Origin of the sequence: Acrocarpospora phusangensis, assembly GCF_016862995.1 — a bacterium.
Classification (GTDB): domain Bacteria; phylum Actinomycetota; class Actinomycetes; order Streptosporangiales; family Streptosporangiaceae; genus Acrocarpospora; species Acrocarpospora phusangensis.
The window spans coordinates 16,443-32,950 of sequence record NZ_BOOA01000038.1 but is presented as its reverse complement, the minus strand read 5'-3'; the positions used below and the strand labels follow the sequence as shown (position 1 = coordinate 32,950).

At 72.8% G+C, this 16,508-nt stretch carries 13 protein-coding genes and 3 pseudogenes; 4 read left to right on the top strand and 12 right to left on the bottom strand.

Translation table 11 applies throughout. From position 1 onward, the window contains the following. Positions 1-5 precede the first annotated feature (5 nt). Positions 6-4,070, top strand: a complete 4,065-nt coding sequence (locus Aph01nite_RS22690; protein WP_204042971.1) for an nSTAND1 domain-containing NTPase — start codon at positions 6-8, stop codon at positions 4,068-4,070. Positions 4,071-4,073: 3 nt separating this feature from the next. Here Aph01nite_RS22690 and Aph01nite_RS22685 read toward each other — a convergent pair whose 3' ends face one another. From Aph01nite_RS22685 to Aph01nite_RS42215, 6 genes are all read right to left on the bottom strand, one after another. Continuing rightward, positions 4,074-5,018: a radical SAM protein gene (locus tag Aph01nite_RS22685; RefSeq protein ID WP_204042970.1), complete on the bottom strand. Its 945-nt coding sequence runs from the start codon at positions 5,016-5,018 to the stop codon at positions 4,074-4,076. Positions 5,019-5,025: 7 nt separating this feature from the next. After that, on the bottom strand, positions 5,026-7,242 hold the full coding sequence (locus Aph01nite_RS22680) for a Gfo/Idh/MocA family oxidoreductase (protein WP_204042969.1): 2,217 nt from the start codon (positions 7,240-7,242) through the stop codon (positions 5,026-5,028). 186 nt (positions 7,243-7,428) lie between these two features. Further along, a complete protein-coding gene (locus tag Aph01nite_RS22675) occupies positions 7,429-8,307 on the bottom strand; it encodes a DMT family transporter (protein WP_239161888.1) in 879 nt (292 codons plus the stop codon). Between the two features lie 383 nt (positions 8,308-8,690). Next, on the bottom strand, positions 8,691-9,695 hold the full coding sequence (locus Aph01nite_RS22670; protein ID WP_204042968.1) for a LacI family DNA-binding transcriptional regulator: 1,005 nt from the start codon (positions 9,693-9,695) through the stop codon (positions 8,691-8,693). Between the two features lie 174 nt (positions 9,696-9,869). Then, on the bottom strand, positions 9,870-11,285 hold the full coding sequence (locus tag Aph01nite_RS22665) for a xylulokinase (RefSeq protein ID WP_204042967.1): 1,416 nt from the start codon (positions 11,283-11,285) through the stop codon (positions 9,870-9,872). Between the two features lie 86 nt (positions 11,286-11,371). Beyond that, on the bottom strand, positions 11,372-11,494 hold the full coding sequence (locus tag Aph01nite_RS42215; protein WP_275419272.1) for a hypothetical protein: 123 nt from the start codon (positions 11,492-11,494) through the stop codon (positions 11,372-11,374). A 185-nt stretch (positions 11,495-11,679) separates the two neighbouring features. Between Aph01nite_RS42215 and Aph01nite_RS22660 the strand changes: the two genes are divergently transcribed. Beyond that, positions 11,680-11,949: a hypothetical protein gene (locus Aph01nite_RS22660; RefSeq protein ID WP_204042966.1), complete on the top strand. Its 270-nt coding sequence runs from the start codon at positions 11,680-11,682 to the stop codon at positions 11,947-11,949. A 4-nt stretch (positions 11,950-11,953) separates the two neighbouring features. On the opposite strand, the gene Aph01nite_RS22655 is transcribed toward Aph01nite_RS22660, so the two are convergent. Then, positions 11,954-12,874: a sulfite exporter TauE/SafE family protein gene (locus Aph01nite_RS22655; protein WP_204042965.1), complete on the bottom strand. Its 921-nt coding sequence runs from the start codon at positions 12,872-12,874 to the stop codon at positions 11,954-11,956. 158 nt (positions 12,875-13,032) lie between these two features. Here Aph01nite_RS22655 and Aph01nite_RS22650 point away from each other — a divergent pair, with 158 nt between their 5' ends. After that, positions 13,033-13,437: a VOC family protein gene (locus Aph01nite_RS22650; protein ID WP_204042964.1), complete on the top strand. Its 405-nt coding sequence runs from the start codon at positions 13,033-13,035 to the stop codon at positions 13,435-13,437. Here the strand turns inward: Aph01nite_RS22650 and Aph01nite_RS22645 are convergent. Both Aph01nite_RS22645 and Aph01nite_RS42670 read right to left on the bottom strand, forming a co-directional pair. After that, positions 13,430-13,651 (bottom strand): zinc-binding dehydrogenase, encoded by a 222-nt coding sequence (locus Aph01nite_RS22645; RefSeq protein WP_204042963.1) that lies wholly within the window; start codon positions 13,649-13,651, stop codon positions 13,430-13,432. The two genes, Aph01nite_RS22650 and Aph01nite_RS22645, sit on opposite strands and share 8 nt — an antisense overlap. A 64-nt stretch (positions 13,652-13,715) precedes the next feature. Further along, positions 13,716-13,946: pseudogene (locus tag Aph01nite_RS42670) on the bottom strand (alcohol dehydrogenase catalytic domain-containing protein); the annotation flags it as partial. Positions 13,947-14,250: 304 nt separating this feature from the next. Between Aph01nite_RS42670 and Aph01nite_RS22640 the strand changes: the two are divergent. After that, entirely contained in the window at positions 14,251-15,009 is a 759-nt protein-coding gene (locus Aph01nite_RS22640) for a class I SAM-dependent methyltransferase (protein WP_204042962.1), read from the top strand. Between the two features lie 30 nt (positions 15,010-15,039). On the opposite strand, the gene Aph01nite_RS22635 is transcribed toward Aph01nite_RS22640, so the two are convergent. The 3 genes and pseudogenes from Aph01nite_RS22635 to Aph01nite_RS41605 form a co-directional block, all read right to left on the bottom strand. Next, entirely contained in the window at positions 15,040-15,486 is a 447-nt protein-coding gene (locus Aph01nite_RS22635) for a Clp protease N-terminal domain-containing protein (protein WP_204042961.1), read from the bottom strand. An 85-nt stretch (positions 15,487-15,571) separates the two neighbouring features. Continuing rightward, positions 15,572-15,847 (bottom strand): annotated as a pseudogene (locus Aph01nite_RS41610) (tyrosine-type recombinase/integrase); the annotation flags it as partial. A 272-nt stretch (positions 15,848-16,119) separates the two neighbouring features. Beyond that, positions 16,120-16,380 (bottom strand): annotated as a pseudogene (locus tag Aph01nite_RS41605) (site-specific integrase); the annotation flags it as partial. Positions 16,381-16,508 lie beyond the last annotated feature (128 nt).

Sequence of the window (16,508 nt, the reverse complement as noted above, 5' to 3'; positions counted from 1 at the left end):
AGATCATGAGGGTGGATTTCACCAGGTCCGTCGTGCGCGTCCTGGACGCGCGCGGCCTCACCGCCGGCACCGGGTTCGTCATCTCCACCGGCGAACTCGTGCTGACCTGCGCGCACGTCGTCGTCGGGGCCCGGTCGGGGCCCGGCCAGGAGGTCGACATCGGCGTCGGCTCCGAGGTCGTGCGCGGCACCGTCCTGGCCGAACACTGGCGCGACCCGCGCGAGGCCGACATCGCGGTCATCCTCCTGGACGCGCCCCTGGACGTCCCGCCGCTCGTCGTCTCCTCGGCCGCCGGGACCGAGGGCGCCGACTTCGCCACCTTCGGCTTCCCCGACGCCTCGCCCGACCACGGCCTGCGCGCCACCGGCGTGGTCATCGGCCCGGTCCCCGAACCGCTCGGGGGCTCCCCGGTCATCCAGCTCGGCCGCAGCAACGACGTCACCACGGGCTTCAGCGGCGGCCCCGTGATCGACCTGGCCACCGGCCACGTCATCGGCATGATCCGCGAAATCCTCAGCGAGGACCGGTACGGCAGGCAGGTCGGCGTCGCCCTGGCCACCCCCGGCGAGGGCCTGCGGGACGCCTGGCCGGCCCTGCAGCTCTCCGACGTCTGCCCGTACCGGCCGCTGGCCACCTTCGAGGAGACCGACGCCCGCTTCTTCTTCGGCCGGGAGGCGTTCGTCCGCAAGATGGTCGGGCGGCTGCGCAGGCAGCCCCGGTTCCTCGCGGTCATCGGGCCCTCGGGCAGCGGCAAGTCCTCGGCCGTACGGGCGGGCCTGATTCCCGAGATCCGCGCCGGACGGGTGCCCCGCCTCTCCGGGTACGACTGCGTGGTCGGCCGCCCCGCCGATCTGGCCGCGCTGGAGGCCGCCCTGCCGGGCTTCGCCACCGACCTGGTCGCCGCGATCGAGGCCCGCCCGGGCGGTGTCGTGCTCGTGCTCGACCAGTTCGAGGAGCTGTTCGCCACCGTCCCCGAGGCCGACCGCCGCCGGGTCGTCGCCCAGCTGGACCGGCTGCTCGGCCACGACGGGGAGAGCACGCTCATCCTGGTGATGCGCGACGACTTCTACAGCCGCATGGCCGGCGACGCCCCCGAGCTGATGGACTGGGTCGAACGCGGCCTGGTCAACGTGCCGTCCTTCCTCAGCAGGGACGAGCTGATCTCCATCGTGGAGCAGCCGGCCGAGGCCGTACGGCTCAGGTTCGAGCCCGGGCTGGCGGAGACCATCGTGGACGACGCCATCCGGGCGGCCGTGGCGGGCCGGCCCCGGGAGGACGATCCCGACGATCCGGAGGAGCCGCGCGCCAGCGGCACCGTGCTGCCGCTGCTGGAGTTCGCCCTCGGCGACCTGTGGAAGCTGCGCCGGGACGGCATCCTGCTGTGGGACGTGTACCGCGACATCGGCGGCGTCACCGGCGGCCTGACGAACTGGGCGGACCAGGCGTACCGGGCGCTGCCGGCCGCGCTGCGGGACACCGCGCGGCAGGTCTTCACCGACCTGGTGCACCTGGGCGACGAGCTGCAGGGCATCCCGGACAGCCGGTGGAAACGGCGCGTCGCCGAACTGATCCGCAGCCCGGAACGCGCCGGGGCCGTGCAGAGCGTGGTGGCCGCATTCGCCGACCGGCGGCTGCTCGTCACCGCCGCCGACGAGCCCGGCCACGAGGAGACGGTCGAGCTCATCCACGACGTGCTGCTGCGGGAGTGGGCCGAACTGCAGGGCTGGCTCAAGAGCGGCCGCGAGTTCCTGTCCTGGCGGCAGGAACTGGACCGCCAGGTACGGGCCTGGCGGGCCGACCCCGGCGGGGACCGGCTGCTGCGCGGCGCGCTGCTGACGGCGGCGCTGCGCAACCTGGACCGCAGCAGGGACGAGCTGAGCGCCGAGGAGCGCGACTTCATCGAGGCCAGCCGCGCCGCCTGGGAGGCCGAGGAGAGCGAGCGCCGCCGGCTGCGCGAGACGGCGGTCCAGCACGAACGCTCACAGCTGGAACGCGCGCTGCGCGAACGCGCCGCCCGGGCCGCCGGGCTGATCGGCGTCGAACCCGTCCGGGCGCTGGCGGTGGCCGCGGCCACCGTGTCGGCCGGCCTGGCGGACCTGCCCGGCGAACCCCCGCTGGGAGCCGTCGCGGCGGCGCTCAGGACCACGGTCCTGCGCGCCCGCGAGCGCCGCGCCCTGGACATCGGGACCGCCGTCCGCGCGGTCGCGGTCACCCCCGACGGCCGCGTCCTGGCCGCCGGCGGCGACGACGGCCTGGTACGCCTCTGGAGCCGCGACGGCCACCCGTACGGGGAGCCGCTGGCCGGGCACCACGACGCCGTCAACGCCGTGTGCTTCTCACCCGACGGACGCCTGCTCGCCAGCGCGGGCGAAGATCGCACGGTGCTGCTGTGGCGGCTGGACGGCCGCCCGTACGGGGATCCGCTGACCGGCTACCCGGACAGCGTGCACCGGCTGTCCTTCGCGCCCGACGGGCAGTCTCTCATCGCCGCCGGGGACGCGGGCGTGATGGTGTTCCGGCTGGACGGCGGCCGGGGCCTGGGGTTCGGCGAGCCCGCGTCCGCGCTGGCCGTCAGCCCGGACGGCAGGCTGCTGGTGACCGGCACCGCCGACGGCCGCATGCTCCGCTGGCGCCACCCGGACGTGCTGGAGGCCGGCGGCGACGTCTCCGCCGACGTGCGCGCCCACGACGACTTCGTCAGCGCCCTCGCCTTCCACCCGGACGGATCCCTGCTGGCCAGCGCCGGCGGAGACGGCGCCATCCGGATCTGGACCGTCCGCGGCGACGCGCTGATCCCGCGCGGCGCGCCACTCGCCGGTCACGACGGCTTCGTCACCTGCCTGGCGTACGGCCTGGACGGCGACTTCCTGATCAGCGGCGGCGAGGACGGCACCATCCGGATCTGGGACGCCCACGCCCGGCGGCAGGCCGGCGACCCCTGGATCGGCCACGCCGGCCCGGTGACGACCGTCGCGGGAGTACCGGACGGCACGCTGATCGTCAGCGGCGGCCTGGACCGCACCCTGCGCACCTGGGACTGGCACGAACCCCGTCCCGCGCCCGCCCGGCGCCGGGCCTCCGACGACGAGGCGGCCGGGGAGGTCGAGCCGGCCCGCCGCTGGGACGCGGGCGGCCACCAGGCGCGGCCCGCCTGGAAGGTGCACCGCGAGTTCATCCACAAGATGGCCGTCGGCGCGGACGGCCTGATCGCCACCGGCAGCGACGACCGCACCATCCGCCTGTCCGGCCTGGACGGCCTCCTGGCCGCCGGCCCGATGGGCGGGCACGGGGGCAGCGTGCGCGGCGTGGCGCTCAGCCCGGACGGCCGGCTCGCCGCCAGCGCCAGCAGCGACCGCCTGGTCCGTCGCTGGCACCGTACGGGCGCGCCGGCCGGTCCCGCCTTCGACGGGCACGACGCCCCCGTCAACGCGCTGGCCTTCCACCCCGACGGGTCGCTGCTGGCCAGCGCCTCCGACGACGGCACGGTCCGCTTCTCCGACCTGGACGGCCGGCAGGCGGGCTCCCCGTTCGGCGCGCACGGCGCGCCCGTGACCCGGGTGGCCTTCCACCCGGACGGCCTGCGCGTGATCAGCGGCGGCCGGGACGGGACCGTACGCGTCTGGGTTCCGGACAGCCGGGACGCGGTGGTGTGCGCCGGCCACGAGGGCGAGGTCGAGTCGGTGGCGGTCTCACCCGACGGCTCACTGGTGGCCAGCTGCGCGGGGGACCGTACGGTGCGGCTGTGGGACCTGGACGGCCGGGCGGTCGGCGGCCCGTTCGTCGGCCACGACGGCGAGGTCCGCGACGTGGCGTTCAGCCCCGACGGCCTGATCGTGGTCAGCGCCGCCCAGGACGGCACGGTCCGGCTCTGGGCGCTGGACGGCACCCCGCTGGGCCCGCCGCTGCGCGGCCACGCCGGCTGGGTGACCTCCGTCGCCGTCACCCCCGACGGCCGGTACGCGATCAGCGCCGGCATGGACGCCACGCTGCGCCTGTGGTCGCTGGGCGGCTGGCGGGACTGGCTGGAGACGGCCCAGGACCGCCTGCGGGAGCACCCCGACGCCGGGTGACGCCTACGGGATGCGGTACTTCGCGCAGAAGTACGGGCATTCCCGTTCGACGCACTCGGAGGGGCCCTCGCGGCGGGCGAACCAGCCTTCCGCGAGGTTGCCGATCAGGTCGCCGGGGCCGCAGCGGTAGACGGCGCCGTCGGGCATGATGCGGACGAAACGGTGGCCGGCCTCGCACAGGTCGCCGCGGAAGTCGGGGATCTGGCGGAGGAACAGCGGGCCGTCCATGAACGGGTTGATCGACGGCGGCTCGCCCCTGGCGGCGAAGGACTCGGCATAGAACTCGGCGGCGCGGCGGGTGTAGTCGTAGAAGAGTTCCCGTTCCTCGTCGGTGTACGCGCGGGGGAAATGGCGGCCGGCGTGGAAGCCGCGGAGCGCCTTCGGAATCAGTACGACGCCGCGATCCGCATACTCCGCCCACATGTCATGAAATTTCGGGAAAAGGAGGGGGTCCATGACGCAGGAGGCGAAAACGGGGAATCCGGCGTCCCGGAGCAGTGTGACGTTGGCTATGAAACGCTCTTTTCCCTCCTTGAGCTCGCGCTGATCCTCATGAACCCCACAATGCACGAAATCCACGTGTTTCGGATTTATTGTCGTGGCGAACGCGCGGATACGTACCGAATCGGCGTTGGTGTTGATGCTGATGTGGTGCCGTTGAGTGAGAAGTTCACACAATTTCAGGAAATGTGGGTACATGAAGGGTTCGCCGCCGGTCAGGTGCAGCAGCCAGGTGAGCCCGGTCTCGTCGAAGAACGAGGCCAGCCGCGCCGCGTCCGCCGGGGTCGAGATCTTCGCGCCCAGGTCGGCGGCGTCCCAGAAGCAGTAGGCGCACCGGTAGTTGCAGGTGCTCATCAGCACCCAGTCGGCCTCGATGTCGTACGGCCGCCGGTAGCGGACCTCCGGCCAGGGGATGAAGGTGACCCGCTCCGCGGGCGTGCGTGCCATGATCTGATCACACGCCCGCTTCGCCGTCCCCGCAAGACATCGGCGAAACCGGCATACCTGACGCCGCCGAGGCGTACGCGGCCGTGATCGTCGCCTGGACGGCAAGCCCGTCCGCGATCGTGACGTCGGGCGGTTCGCCGTGCCGTACGGCCGACACGAAACGGGAGAAAGCCCGCGCCTTGAGGTCGGCCGCCGAGCCCGCGCCGGGCGTCCAGGTCCGCAGGTCCTCGGGGACGGGCAGGCGGGAGCGCAGCCGCGATTCGGGCAGGATCTCCACGTGTCCGGCGTCGCCCCAGAGCCGGATGGCCTGCCCGGGGCCGTCCACGACGGTGGCCGAGCCGGTGAAGGTGGCGACCACATCGCCGAACCGGATGATCACGCTGGCCAGGTCCTCGATGTCGGCGGCGGCCGGGGAGGGGGTGGTCTGCGCGTACACCAGGTCGGCTTCGCGGCCGAGCAGGTAGCGGATCAGGTCGAGGTGGTGGATCAGGTTCATGACCAGGAACCCGCCGCCCGCGCGGCGTTTGGACAGCCGCCAGGTCGAGGGCGCCCGGTGGCTGAACCCGCCGATGAAATACGACGCGGGCTTGTCGATCAAATAGGTGCAGACCGCGCCGGCGGGCGAGCCCAGCAGGCCCGCCTCGATCGCGGCCCGGGCGCGCAGGACCCGGTCGTCCAGCCGCTGCGGGAACAGCATCCCCACCGTCGTGGCCGCGGCCTCGCCCGCCGCGGCCACCCGGCGCGCCGACGCCAGGTCGGCGGCGACCGGCTTCTCCAGCAGCACGTGCTTGCCGGCGTCGAGCGCGGCGACCACGATTTCCTCGTGCGTGTCGTGCGGAGTGGCGACGACCACCGCCTCCACGTCGTCCCTGGCGAGTAGCTCGGCCAGCGATCCCGCCACGTCGCCGCCGTGCTCGCGGGCGACCTCCTCGGCCAGCCGGGACGCCGGGTCGAAACACGCGCCCAACTCGGAGTCCGCGGCGGCCAGCAGCGCGCTCCCGTTCACCATGCCGATGTCGCCACACCCGATCAGCCCGAACCGCATCGGCCTCACCTCGGCCGCGGGACTCCACACCACGGCACCGGCGGCCGGGGCCTCCCGCCAGGAGAAGACCGCCGCCACGAACGACCGGTCGAAAGCCAGCCGCCGGTACGCCATCGGCGCGTCCTCCGCCCGGTACGGCGTCAGCACGTCCGCGAACGACATCCGCCCGGCGGCGAGGTGCGCGAAGAACTCCTCGGTGAAGGCGCGCGGGTCGGCCAGCGTGGAGATGTGGGAGCCCACCACGGAGAGCCCCCGCTCGTAGATCGCGCCGACGGGCACCGGCGCCCGGGCCGCACGCGGCGACCCCAGCACCACCACCCGCCCCCCGTCCGCCGCGACCGCCACCGCCACCGCCAGCCCTTCGGAAGCCCCGGTCACGTCCAACACCAGCGAATAGGCGTGCCCGCGGAGCGTCGCAGGTCTCTCAGCCGACGTCACGTCCCGTTCCAGTGGAGAGGCGTGCCCGCGGGCGGTTGCCGGCCTCTGAATCGACGTCACGTCCCGTTCCAGTGGAGAGGCGTGCCCGCGGGCGGTTGCCGGGCTCTGAGCCGACGTCACGTCAGGTTCCAGGGGACCGCGGATCGTTGTCGGTCTCTCAGCCGATGTCACGTCCAACTGCGGGGGAGAGGCAGGCCCCGACATCAGCCGGGTATGTCTCTCGGCCGCCGCCGTCCACGCCTTCGCATCCGACGACGCGACCGCCAGGCAGTCCGTGGACCCGCAAGCGGCCACCAGCCTCCGCGCCATGATCCCCAGCAGCCCCCCGCCGACCACGGCCACCGGCTCGCCCGGCCGATACCCGCCCATCTCCAGCCCGTGCATGGCGGTCAGCGCCAGCTGCCACAACGCCGCGTCCCCCGCCGCCACACCCTCCGGAATCGGGTACGCCGACGCCTCCGGCACCACCACCGTGCTCTGATGCGGCGCACCCTTCAACGCCACCCGGGTCCCGGTGCCGCGAACCCTGCCCGCCGCCAGATATCCCGGCGTGTACGGGAAGTCGATGATTGCGTTCGGCAAGCCCAGGAACCAGGCGCGCTCGGTCCCCGGGCTCGTCACGCTGACCTCGACATCCACGACGACCTCGCCCGCGCCCGGTTCCCGCACCTCGACCCCGGTGGAGATCGTCACCACGCCCGGCCTCGGCCAGTGCACGGCCCGAGCCGTCATGTCCGGCATGCCCGCCTCCCTCGTTCGCGTCGATGTCGCCACGGCCTGGCCTCGGCCAACGCACGCCCGAGCCGTCATGCCCGCCCCGCGTGTCGATCTCACCACGCCCGAAGGGCCATGGCCACGCGGCTTTCAGTCACTCATGGCGCGAGGGCGGCGCCTGCCGGCAGAAGTTCGAAATCTCACGAATCCGCTCTACTCGCCCCGGATCAGCACCACCGCCCCCAGCAGCAGTACGCCTCCGGCCACGGCCGGCACGGTCAGCCGCTCCCCGAGGAACGCCACGGCGACGGCCGCCGCCACCAGCGCCTCCACGAGCGCGACCACCGAAGCCGTCGCCGCTGGCACCACCCGCAGCCCCGCGAAGAACAGCCCGTACGCGAGCGCACTGGGAAACACCCCCAGATACGCCAGCAACCCCACGACGGTCACCGTGACCCCGCCGTCGGGGAACAGCCCCGAGAGCGCCGCGAACGGCAGCAGGCACAGCGCGCCCGCGGCGAATCCCACCAGCGTCCCGGCCATCGAGTCTTCGCCACTCCGGCCGAGCAGGATGGTGCCCGCGTACCCGACAGCGGACAGCAGAGCCAGCCCAACGCCCAGGACCGGCACTTCAGCGGCCGTCCCGCCGCCGGTGACCAGCAGCGTCAGCCCCGCCAGGGCCGACGCGACGAGGACGGCGCCCCGGCCGCCGAGGCGTTCGCCCAGCCACAGGCGGGCTCCGGCGGCGACCAGGATCGGCCCGGACCCGAGCGTCACCACGGTCGCGACCGCGACCCCGGCCACGTCGATGGCGGCGAGGTAGGCCGTCTGGTAGACCGCCATGCCGGCTCCGGCCGCGAGCATCCGTACCGGCCCGGCGCGGAAGCGGTCCAGCAGCGGGAAACGGAGCAGCGGCCAGGCCAGCCCGAGCACGGCGGCGCCGCCGAGGAAACGCCAGAACGAGACGGCGAGCGCGCCGAGCCCGCTCGGGTAGAGTAGCGCGGCGACCGCGCCACCGGTGCCCCACATGGTCGCCGCCACCGCGATAAACAGCATGCCCCTGCCCACGGGCAGGGAACGCACGCTAGACATGATCATCCCCAGGTGTTCGTTGTCTTGACGGGAAAGGTCATCCGCGGACAACGACAGAACACACCGGGACCGATCACCCGGTGTGACAGGAAACGCGCCGTCCGCTTAGCGGACGGGCGGCGGGGAGAGAATCAGTCGCACGTCAGCGATCTTACGCGCCGAATGAGGCACGAGCGGCCAGTGGGCATGGCCAGGCGCCGTGTTCGTCGATGTGCGGCATTCCGCGACGCCAACGGAGAAGACCCGGGACCGGTTAGCCTCGCGGGTTCCTCCTCGTCCTCGCTGATCGCTGAGATCGTGCGCGGGGCCCCCCGATGCTCACCGAAGCGCTCAAGGCCGACCTGGCCGCCGCCAGAGCTACCGGCCGTGCGGACGGCACCGGCTCAGGCGGCCAGGCTGGAGCCGCGGACGACGAGTTCGGTGGCGAGTTCGATGTGGCGCGACTCGATCGTCTCACCGGCGGCCAGGCGCAACGCCGTGCGGAGCGCCACGACGCCCATCTCGCGCAGCGGCTGGCGCACGGTCGTCAGCGGGGGAGAGGTCATGGCGGCGATCTCGGTGTCGTCGAAGCCGACCACGCTGAGGTCTTCGGGAACGCGCAGGCCGCGCTCCCTGGCGACCCACATGAGCGCCAGTGCGATCTCCTCGCTGGCCGCGAAGACCGCCGTCGGCAGGGGCTCCACGTCCAGCAGGCCGGCGCTCGCCCGCAACCCGTCGGGATAGCAGAAGCCCGCGGTACGGACGTATCCCGGCAGCACGGGCACGCCCGCGGCCTCCATGGCGGCGCGGTAGCCGTGCATGCGCGCCTGGTTGGAGGCGGCGTCGGCGGGGCCGCCCAAACATGCGATGCGGCGGTGGCCGAGGGCCAGCAAGTGCTGGGTGGCGGACATGCCGCCGGCGAAGTTGGTGGCGCCGATGCTGGTCACGGGCGTGGGCGGCGGGTTGAGCGGGTTGATGACGACCACCGGCAGGCCCGCCCGGGTGAGGGCGGCGACCTGGCGCGGGCTCGGCTCGTCGGTCAGCAGGATCATGGCCCGCCTGCCCGCGGCGGCCAGCCCGCGTGCCCAGGCGTCACCGGCGGGCGGTGCGCCCTTGACGTTGGTCACGACGACGGGTACGCCCGACTCGCCCCCGGCCTCCAGCGTGCCTTTGATGATCTCGGTGGAGTACGCGCACAGCTCGCCGCTCACCTGCAGTTCCACCATGGCCGGCGGCCGGCGTGACGGGCGGGTGACGTATCCCTGCTCCACCAGCAGCGACTGCACCAGCTCACGGGTGATCGGCGCGACGTCGCTGCGGCCGTTGAGCACCTTGGACACGGTGGCCACGGACACCCCGGCCGAGGCCGCCACGGTGGCCAGCGTGGCCCGCTTGCGACTGTTCTGCATCGATCCCTCCCAACGGCCTCCACCTTAACGGCGCCATCCCGTAGGCGTCAGGCGCGTATTGGCCAGGCACAGGTCGGTGGAGTCCCGAGTAGTGAGAGGATGCGTGGCGCGATGCGGGCGGCACCGACGGCCGCAGATCAGGCCGAGACAGCCCGCTGAACCGCTTCGCCGTCGTCAGGCAGGGCGGTCGAGGACGTTCTCGCGGGCCACGGCGTACCGTTCGCGGATCGCCGGCACGGCGTCCGCCTCGTGCGTCTCGACCTGGCCGACCGTCCACGAGGGCGGCTGCCGCCCGCCGGACAGCACCCAGGCCGCCTGGCGGGCGGCGCCGTCGGCGACGTACTCCCCCAGGGGTGGGACGAGCACGGGGCGGCCGAAGACGGTGGGCGCGATCCGGCGCACGGCCTCCGAGCGGGCGCCGCCGCCGACCAGGATGACCCGGTTGACCGTCGTGCCCTGCGCGATCATCGCGTCCAGCCCGTCGGCGAGTGCGCACAGCATGCCCTCCACCGCCGCGCGGGCCAGGTGCGCGGGGGTCGAGGTCCGCAGGGTCAGGCCGTGTACGGCTCCGGTGGCGTGCGGGCGGTTCGGGGTGCGCTCGCCCTCCAGGTAGGGCACCAGGACCAGCCCGTCGGCGCCCGGCGGGGCGGACAGCGCCAGCGCCGACAGCTCCGCGTGGTCCACCCGCAGCACGGCCGCGGCCGCGTCCAGCACCCGGGCGGCGTTGAGCGTGCACACCACCGGCAGGAACCGGCCGGTCATGTCGGCGAACCCGGCCACGATTCCGCTCGGGTCCGCGGTCGGCACGTCGGAGACGGTGGACACGATGCCCGAGGTGCCGATCGACACGATCACGTCGCCAGGCTCGGCGCCGACACCCAGCGCCGCCGCGGCGCAGTCGCCGGCGCCGGGGCCCAGCGGCGCGCCGGTGCGCAGGCGCCCGGCCTGACCGGTCGGCCCGAGCACCCGCGGCAGCAGCACATCGTCGCGGCCGAACGCCAGCCGGATCAGATCCAGGCGGTACTCACCGGTGGCGGCCGACCAGTATCCGGTCCCGCTGGCCTCGCTGCGGTCGGTGCGCAGCGCGTCGAGCCCCGGCGCGCCGGACAGCCGCCAGGTCAGCCAGTCGTGCGGCAGGCACACCGCGGCCGTACGGGCGGCGTTGCCCGGCTCCGCCGAGGCCAGCCACCGCAGCTTGGTGACGGTGAAGCTGGCCACCGGCACCAGGCCGACCGCCTCCGCCCATGCCCGCCGTCCCTCCTCGCCGCCGCCGAGATCCGAGATCAGGTCGGCGGCGGCGCCGGCCGAGCGGGTGTCGTTCCACAGCACGGCGTCCCGGATCACCGCGCCGCCGGCGTCCAGGCACACCATGCCCTGCATCTGCCCGGCGATCGAGGCGGCCGCCACGTCGTCCAGTCCGCCGGCCTGGGCGACCGCGCCGGACAGCGCGGCCTCCCACGCGGCCGGCGGCACGGCGGTGCCGACCGGGTGTGTGGCGCGGCCTTCGCGCACCAGTTCCCCGGTCTCGGCGTCGCGGATGACGACTTTGCACGACTGGGTCGACGAGTCGACCCCGGCGACGAGGGGCAACGGTCCTCCGCGGCTTGTCGGGTGCGGGTCAGCTGGGCGACGGCGAGGCCGACCGTGTCTGGGGTCGAAGCTCTAGAACGCATGCGCTACTCGTTGAACAGCCAAATTGTTCCGGCCGCGCCGGGTGCGTTGTCAAGACCATGACGCAGGCCGCCGCGGAAGCTGATCATCCGCCAAAAATGTCGCGGCGGCATGTCGAGAACCCGCACGCGGCTCCGTCCCCGGTAGTGAACGCGGCCATCTCACGCGCCAGGCCGCACGGCTCAACGCCCAACTGCGCGGTTGAACGGCGGGCACGGCATTCGCCACCGCTTGTCCCGCCTATGTCATTTCCGATTAGCGAGGATGCCCGGCGCATGACGTCGGCCGGCGGGCGCTGGTAGCGTCTTCGCCTATGCCGACACCTCTCACCCCGGACGAGAAAATCCAGTTCAAGCGTGGAATGACCGACTTCATTGCTCAGAAGCTCGCCGCAGGGGAGAGTTTCCGTGTCAGCACCACCGCCGAGCTCGAACCCCTCTACCACGAGGTGACGAGCATGGTCTCGGCCCGTCTCGGCCGTCCCGTGACAGGCTTCACCAACGGGCGGGACTTCTTCATCTCCCTGCCGCAGGCCGACGAGCTGACCGGCGGGCCCGCGCAGGTGACGGCCCGCCAGGACTGACCGTTCAGGCGCGCGCGGTCTCCTCTTCGGGGGCCGCGCCGAGCAGTTCGGCCTCGACGGCCTTCTCCTGCCGGTACGCGCGCACCGAGTAGACGATCGCCGCCACCCACAGCGCCGCGATCGTCACGTACGCGAAGGTCTGGACGCCACCGGGCGCGGCCACCCAGTCGCTGCGCAGCAGGGTGCGCACGTTGGTGAGCACGATGACGCCGCCCACGGCCGAGCCCAGGACGCGCGGCGGCACGTGCCGGACCAGCCAGGCGGCGATGGGGGCCGCGATCACGCCGCCGAGCAGTAACACGCCGACCCAGGCGTAGTCGATGTTCTGGGTGCCGATGCCGACCAGGAATCCGGCGCTGGCCGCGACGGCGACCAGGAACTCGCTGGCGTCGATGGAGCCGATCACCTTGCGGGGCTCGATGCGGCCGCTGGCCAGGATGGCGGGGGTGCCGACCGGGCCCCAGCCGCCTCCGCCGGTCGCGTCGATGAAGCCGCCGACCAGGCCGAGCGGGGTCAGGAACCGCCTGCGCAGGGGCTTGCCGAGGTTGCCGCGGGGCAGGCCGTACACGGTGAAGCGGATCAGGACGTAGAGGCCCAGGGTCAGCAGGATCATGGACATGATCGGGGCGGCGGACTCGGTGGTGAGGCTGGACAGGAAGGTGGCTCCGGCGAAGGCGCCGATCGCGCCGGGGACGCCGATCCTGGCGACGACCTTCCAGTCGATGTTGCCGAAGCGCCAGTGCGCGAGCCCGGAGGCGAGCGTGGTGCCGATCTCCGCGAGGTGGACCGTGGCCGAGGCGGCGGCCGCGTTGGTGCCGACCGCGAGCAGGAGTGTGGTCGAGGTGACTCCGTAGGCCATGCCGAGGCTGCCGTCCACGAGTTGCGCGGCGAAGCCGACCAACCCGAGCAGGATGAGTGCGCGCACCCCGGACCCCCTTTTGCCACATTCCCTACTATTTCGATCGTAATTATTATTAATGCCCTCCATATTGCCGTCAAGTCCTGTCTCAAACCCGCGTGTTGGGCGTCGTGCTCCCGAGTGGCCACGTAGCGTGCAAATGAGAATACGGAGAGGAGTAGAACATGTTGCGGGGGCTCGCCACGATCACCTTCTACGCCGACGATCTGGCCGCCGCGGTGGACTGGTACGTCGAGCTGCTGGGCACCGAGCCGAGCTACCGGCGTCCGGGCCCCGACGGGCGGCCCGCCTACGTGCAGTTCCGGATCGGCGACCACCAGCAGGAGCTGGGCATCCTCGACCGGCACTTCTCGCCGCACATCCAGCTGAACGGCCCCGGCGGCGCGGTCGCGTTCTGGCACGTCGACAACCTGGACGCCGCGATCGAGCGGCTGCTGGCCATGGGCGCCAAGGAGTACGAACCGAAGACCGAACGCGGCGAGGGCTACGTCACCGCCTCCGCCGTCGATCCCTTCGGGAACATCGTGGGGGTCATGCACAACCCGCACTACCTGGCCATGCTCAGGTGAGCACCACGACCATCTTGCCTCCCGCCTGATTCGCCTCCATGACGCGGTGCGCCTCGCGGATCTCCCCGAAACCGAACACCCGGGACGGCGTCGCGTCGAGCCTGCCCGCCGCCACGTCCTCGGCGATCGCCTGCAGCGGGACGTCGGACAGCGGGAAGCCGGGCGTGCCGAACACGAAGCTGCCGAAGAAGGTCAGGTAGACGCCGCTGGCCATCTGCAGCAGCGGGTTGAAGTCGCGGATCGGGGTCCAGCCCGTCCATCAGCGCCGCGACCTTGGCCCCGACCGGGAACTCCCCGCCGGGGCATGCCTTCACCAGCCCGACGCACTCGATGCCGCTGACCCTCGCCGCCTCGGCCCACTCGCCCCGGCGCATGTGCATCTCGGCGTGGTTGACACCGAAAGCCTTGATCTCGATGACGACATGCCCGGCAAGCGGTTCAGGGTCGGGCAATTCGGTGTAGATCAGGCATTCGGGCCCGCCGAACTTCTCGATGACGATGGCACGCATCACAATCCCCCGATCTGTCGCGTACCCCTGCCGGATGGCTCCACACCCGCCCGGATATCCCGTTGAGAAGGCGGCGGGGCGGATCGTAGGCTGGTCCGGTTGCTCCCGCCGGGACCTGCCCCGGCCGATCACGAGAAGGCGATGCCATGGTCACCCCCCGGACGATCCGGGGCGGATGACGGCCGTTCCCGCGGCCGGTGCGGCGCGTGTGAACGCGCCCGCGGTTCGTCGTGCCCCGGATCTCGCAGAGGTTCTCTTCTTCGCGCGGCGCCGGTCGCCGCGCCCCTGATCTGGAGCATTTGGAATGTCGCACGACTCTCTGTCCGCGTGGTACGCGGATTTCTTCACCGAACTGCCCAACGCGTTCTGGCGGGCGGCCGTACCTGAGGAGACGACCGCCGCCGAGGTCGGCTTCGTCGCCCGGGTGGCCGGGCTCCGTCCCGGTTCCCGGGTGCTGGACGTGCCCTGCGGCAGCGGCCGGCACTCCCTCGAACTGGCCAGGCGGGGCCACCGGGTCACCGGCCTGGACGTCTCGGCCGAGGCCGTCGCCCACGCCCGGGCCGCCGCCGCGGAGCAGCGGCTCGACCTGGACCTGCGCCGGGGCGACATGCGGGAGCTTCCCGCCGGCGTCCGGGCCGACGCGGCGATCTGCATGGGCAACGCCTTCGGCTACCTGGAACACCTCGGCACCCGGAAGTTCCTCGCGGACCTGGCCGGGCTGGTCGTCCCCGGCGGCGCCCTCGTCCTGGACTACGCGTTCGTGGCCGAGTCGCTGCTGCCCGGCCTGGCCCTGGAGGAGCCGCCGATGACGATCGGCGGGATCGAGGCCGTCTCGGTCAACGAGTACGACGCGGTCAACGGCCGCTGGCTCACCTCGTTCACCTTCCGCCGGGGCGACCAGGAGCACCGGGGAACCTCCGTGCAGCACGTCTACACGGCGGCGGAGGTCGTCCGCCTGGTCACCGAGGCCGGGTTCACCACCCCCGAACTGTACGGCGACGCCGACGGCACCCCGTTCCGGCTCGGCAGCCCACGCCTCCTCCTGGTGGCGCGCCGGCCGTAGCCAGGGCCGCCTGGGCGCGGACTCTCGCGCTCAGGCGGCCGCGAGCCCGATCCGGGCCCGTACGCCGGTCCGGTCCACGCCCAGGTGGTCGAGGAGTTCCGCCACCGGATCGGGCCGGCCCTGGCCGAGCAGGGCGAGCAGGAGCCGGCCGGAGGCGTGGGCGTCCCTGTTCTTGCGGCTGGTGGTCCTGATCGACTCGTTGACGGCGGCTCTGGCGCTGGTCGTGAGCCTGGTGGCGGAGATCGCGGGGTGCCGGCCGCGCCTGGCCTGGGGGGCCTCGACCGTCAGGCCGATCGCGCGCAGTGCCGCGGCGTCCAGTGCGGCCAGGCCGTCCAGGGCGGTGGCCAGGTCCACGCCGAGCGCGCGGGCGGCCGGCGACGCGGGGTCGGTGAGCAGGCCGAGCAGGAGGTGCTCGGTGCCGATGCGGCGGCCGCCACGCCGGCGGGCCTGTTCGACGGCCAGGGTCCTGCTCGGCAAGCGCGGCGGCGACGGCGGCGATGCTGGGTTGGACGTAGATGCCCAACGTACGAAGGATGCGATGGCCGGACAGGGCCATGAGTATGGAGGCCGACCAGCCGGCTTCGCCCAGGTGCGTCAGCCGGGAGTGGCGCAGCTGGTGGAGGGTGAAGCCGTCACTAGCGGGATCGATGCTCTTGGTGGCCTGCTTGAACAAGTACTCCGCCCGTTCGTAGGACAGCCGTGCCCGGCCGGTGACCGGGCACAGGTCAGCCGCGGCAGGCGTACGGGCCGGGCCGGGCCGCCGGTCGGTGAGGAAGGCCGGGCCGCGGGTACGGCCGGCGAGCAAGCGGGCAGCAACCGGGCGGTGCCGGACTGCCACAGGATCCAGTCGGTGTCACCGCCCTTGCGGCGTATGCGGCCGCGCTTGGCCTCCAGCACGAGGTCACTGACGTCGAGGCCGAGGACTTCGACGGAGCGGGCCGCGCTTTCATACAGCAGCCGGAAGAGGGTCTTGTCGCGCAGCGGTAGGTCGCGGCGCTGCCACAGGGCCTCGATCAGGTGCCGGTCGATGGCCTTCGTGGCGTCGACGTTCTCCCGGCGCCGCTCGATCAGCGCGGCGAGGTCGGTCATGCTCCACCGGGTGGCGGCCCAGGTGGTGAAGGAGCGCACGGCGGAGCGGTGGCGGTTCCAGGTGCGGGCGGCCGCGTTCCCCCATGCTACGGCGAAGACCGCCGCCGTCTGCTCGGCCGTCAGGTCGGTCAGCAGAGCGCCGTCGCTGAGCTCGGCGCGCAGGCGTGTCAGCGTCTGGCGGTAGGAGCGCAGGGTGTCGGCGTCGAGGTCGCGGCGGTTCAGGAACACGGTGGCAGCGTCGGCCAGTGTCGGGCCGCCGGTGAGCGGCAGGACCGTGGCCATCGTCACGGGGATCCGAAGTCTTCGGCGTTGCTGAGGACGGACTCAGCGTCCATGAGGGCGTTCATCGCCGCAGCGGTCAATGGCGCGAACCGGCCTTTTCGTTGCCCAGTTGACGGAAAGGTTGCCGA